This is a genomic window from Micromonospora sp. NBS 11-29 (assembly GCF_002140155.1).
GTDB lineage: Bacteria > Actinomycetota > Actinomycetes > Mycobacteriales > Micromonosporaceae > Micromonospora.
Map to the genome: position 1 here is coordinate 5,363 of NZ_NAPR01000027.1, position 2,703 is coordinate 8,065.

Consider the following 2,703-nt stretch of genomic DNA (forward strand, 5'->3'; position numbering starts at 1 on the left):
GACACCACACCGTCGTCCAACACACCAGCGGTGTGCACCACCCCGGCAAACCGACCGGGGACATCCGCCACCAGACGCGCCACCTGCTCCCGGTCCGTCACGTCAGCCGCCACCACCGACACCGACGCACCCAGCCCCGTCAGCCGCTCGGTGAGCGCGTCCGCGCCGGGCGCGGCCGGACCCTGCCGCGACACCAGCACCAACGACCGCACCCCGTGCGCGACCACCAGATGCTCCGCCACCAACGCACCCAACGCACCGGTCCCACCGGTCACCACCNNCGTGCCGTCACCGACCCGACCCGGCACCACCGGGCCGCCGGTCGCGACGCCCACACCGTCGGCCGAGCCGTCACCCGCCGTCGAGACGACCGGCCCAGAGACCTCTGGCGCAGAGACCTCCGGCGCGGAGACGACCGGCGCGGAGACGACCGGCGCGGAGACGACCGGCGCGGGGGTGACGCGGACCAGGCGCGGGACGTACGCCCGGCCGTGCCGCACCGCCACCTGGCCGCCGGTCGGGTCGGTGGCGACCCGGGCGAGCAGCGCGAGGGTGGGGGCGTCGGGGTCGCCGTCGAGGTCGGCCAGCACGATCCGGCCGGGGTGTTCGGACTGCGCCGAGCGCAGCAGGCCCCACACCGCGGCGCCGGCCAGGTCGGTCACCGGGTCGTCGTCGCCGGTGGTCACGGCACCGCGGGTGAGCAGGACGAGCGGGGTCCCGGCGAGCGCGTCGGCGGCCAGCCAGGACCGGACCGTGTCGAGCACGCCGGTGGTGACCGCGCGCACGGCGTCCGGGACGGGCAGGTCGGCGGCGGGCAGCGGCAGGACCAGCGCCCGCGGGGCGGAGGCGCGACCGGTGTCGAGCGCCTCCACCAGCGCGGCCACACTGGGGTACGCGGGCAGCCCGGCCGGCGCGGGCACCACTCGACCGGTGGCGGTGTCAGCCGGGCCGGCGTCGGCGTCGGCGTCGGCGTCGGCGTCGGGGTCGGTGGCGGTGTCAGCCGAACCGGCGTCGGCGTCGGGGTCACCGGCGAGCACCGCCCAGTCGGACGGCGCGTCGGCCGGGGCCAGGTCCTCCGGCTGCCAGGTGAGCGCGTGCAGGGAACGGGCCGCGACGCCGGCGACGGCCACGCCGGTCAGTTCCCGCACCGCGAGCGCGTCGAGGGAGACCACCGGCGCTCCGGCGGCGTCCACCGCGACCAGCCGGGTGGTCGTGCCGGTGCGGGTGAGCCGTACCCGCAGTTCGCGTGCCCCGGCGGCGTGCACCTGGAGGCCCTCGACGGTGAACGGCACGCGCGGGCCGTCGCCGGTGAGCAGCAGCCCGACCGGGTGCAGCGCGGCGTCCAGCAGCGCCGGGTGGACGGCGAAGCGGGACGCTTCGCCGGCCGCCTCGTCGGGGAGCACGACCTCGGCGTACGTCTCGCCGTCGCCGGTCCAGAGCCGGCGCAGCCCCTGGAACACCGGCCCGTAGGCGAGGCCGTGCCCGGCCAGCGTCGGGTACCAGCCGGTCAGGTCCACCTCGGTGAGGCCGGTGGGCGGCCAGGCGGCCAGGGTGGGTTCGTCGGCGGACGCGGGTTCCAGCACGCCGTCGGCGTGTGCGGTCCAGTCGGTGTCGCCGTCGGGCTGGGAGTGGATGGCGACCGGGCGGCCACCGGTGCCGTCGGGGGCGCCGACGCGTACCTGTACCCGCACCGCGCCCGTCTCGGGCAGCACCAGCGGCGCGGCGAACGTGAGGTCGCGTACCCGGGGGGTGCCGGCCTCGTCGCCGGCCCGCACGGCCAGTTCGGTGAGCGCGGTGCCGGGCACCAGCACGGCGCCGGCCACCACGTGGTCGGCGAGCCAGGGGTGGGTGGCGAGGGACAGCCGTCCGGTCAGGACGACCATGTCCGCGCCGGCGACGGTGACGGCCGCGCCGAGCAGCGGGTGGCCGGTGTCGCCGAGCCCGGCGCCGGTGACGTCGCCGGTGCGGGGGCGGCCGGTGGGCAGCCAGTAGCGCTGGTGTTGGAAGGCGTAGGTGGGCAGGTCGACGCGGATGGCGTCGGCGCCGGCGAACCACGTCTCCCAGGTCACCGGCACACCGTGCACGTGCAGGTCGGCCAACGCGCCCAGCAACGCGGCGTCGTCGTCGCGGTCACGACGCTGCACCGCCACGGCCAGCACGTCGTCANCCGCAACGCCGTGATCCCGTCGGCGAACCGCACCGCCTCCCGGACGTGCCGCACCCAGTAGTCCACGCTGGTCATCTCGACCGGATCGGCCAACGCACCGGTCACGTTCGACACCACCGGCAGCAACGGCGCGGAGAACGACAGCCCGGCCAGCACCGCCCGGAACTCGTCGAGCATCGGCTCCATCAGCGGACTGTGGAACGCGTGCGACANGACGACGGACGACGGTCCGTTCACGGCGGCGACGTCCAGGCCGGGCGTGTCGGCGAGCGAGGCCCGCACGTCCGCCTCCGACGCGGCGACGGCCAGCATCCCGCCGCCTTCGGGCAGCGCCTGCATCAGCCGGCCCCGCGCCGCCACCAGCGTGCACGCGTCTTCCAGCGACAGCACCCCCGCGACGTACGCGGCGGTGACCTCGCCGATCGAATGTCCACCGACGAAGTCCGGCACCACACCGAACGACTCCACCAGGCGGAACAGGGCCACCTCGACCGCGAACAGACCGGCCTGCGTGAACTGCGTCTGGTCGAGCAGGT

Annotated in this window: 2 protein-coding genes; both read right to left on the reverse strand. The window is 76.3% G+C overall.

What is annotated here, in order from left to right; genetic code table 11:
- A partial coding sequence (locus tag B1205_RS26550; protein WP_441338572.1) for a polyketide synthase dehydratase domain-containing protein occupies positions 1-1,883 on the reverse strand: 1,883 nt, incomplete at its 3' end.
- Positions 1,884-2,065: 182 nt separating this feature from the next.
- The gene (locus B1205_RS33630) at positions 2,066-2,653 is read right to left on the reverse strand and encodes an acyltransferase domain-containing protein (RefSeq protein ID WP_441338573.1); all 588 of its coding nucleotides are present in this window, start codon (positions 2,651-2,653) and stop codon (positions 2,066-2,068) included.
- Between the last annotated feature and the right edge of the window lie 50 nt (positions 2,654-2,703).